The organism is Labrys miyagiensis, assembly GCF_030160835.1.
Lineage (GTDB): Bacteria > Pseudomonadota > Alphaproteobacteria > Rhizobiales > Labraceae > Labrys > Labrys miyagiensis.
Genome location: NZ_BSPC01000060.1, coordinates 1 through 1,182 on the forward strand (window position 1 = coordinate 1; position 1,182 = coordinate 1,182).

The window sequence follows — 1,182 nt, forward strand, 5'->3', positions numbered from 1 at the left end:
GCCGTCCACGGCCAGATCCACAACCATTTTTATTCGGAGCGCCACCTCGTCAGCCGGCAAATCTACAAGCAGAGACGCTCGGCTGCCCTGGCCGAGTGGCGGGCAGTCGCGGCCTAAACCGAGGTCTGGATTGGCCTTCGGGCACCTGGCAGAGACAACTTAGGGTTAGTCTGACAACACCCTCTCTTTAAAAAATGACCCTAGATGCCGGTGCCCAGCCTAGATTACAAAAGTTGCAGATCGTATTTGAATAATGTCTCAGCGCGATTGGAGTTCCAATGCGGATAGCTTTTGTGCATGAGTGGCTGGTGACCTATGCAGGCTCCGAGAAGGTTCTGTCAGAGATGCTGAAGGATTTTCCGCAGGCGGATCTGTTCTGCCTGGTGGATTTCAGCGAAGGGCGCTACAAGCAACATTTCATGGGGAAGAGCTTCAAGACGAGCTTCCTCCAGAGATTCAAGGCGTTTGCTAAGGTCTACAGATATTTCTTTCCGCTGATGACGATCGCGGTCGAGCAATTCGATCTGTCCGGCTATGACATGGTCATCTCCAACAGCCACGCTGTTGCAAAGGGCGTGATCACCGGGCCCGACCAGCTTCACATCTGCTATTGCTACACGCCAATGCGCTACGCTTGGGATCTCCAGCACCAATATCTCCGGGAACAGGGCTTCGACGGGCGGCCGAGCGGCGTGATGGCCCGCGCCTTGCTGCACAGGGCCAGGATCTGGGACACGCGCACGGCCAATGGCGTCGATCATTTCATCGCCTGCTCGCAATATATCGGGAGGCGGATCTGGAAGGCCTATCGGCGCAATTCCGAAGTCGTCTATCCGGGTGTCGACACCGACTATTTCCAGATTGGCGACACCAAGGGCGATTACTATTTCACCTCGTCCCGCATGGTGCCCTACAAGAAGATCCCGCTGATCGTCGAAGCCTTCAAGCAGATGCCCGACAAGAAGCTCGTCGTGATCGGCGACGGTCCGCAATACAAGGATGCCCTGCGCAAGGCCGGCCCCAATGTGTCGGTGCTTGGGTATCAGCCCAACGACGTGCTGCTCAAGCATATGCAGGAGGCCAAGGCCTTCATCTTCGCGGCGGAAGAGGACTTCGGCATCACCCCGCTGGAGGCGCAGGCTTGTGGTACGCCGGTGCTTGCCTTCGGCCGTGGCGGCGCTT

The 1,182-nt window shown here is 57.3% G+C and carries 1 protein-coding gene; it reads left to right on the forward strand.

Features of this window, described 5'->3' with window-relative positions:
• Window positions 1-278: 278 nt before the first annotated feature.
• The coding region (locus tag QQL24_RS26630; protein ID WP_284315331.1) for a glycosyltransferase at window positions 279-1,182 on the forward strand (904 nt) is incomplete at its 3' end.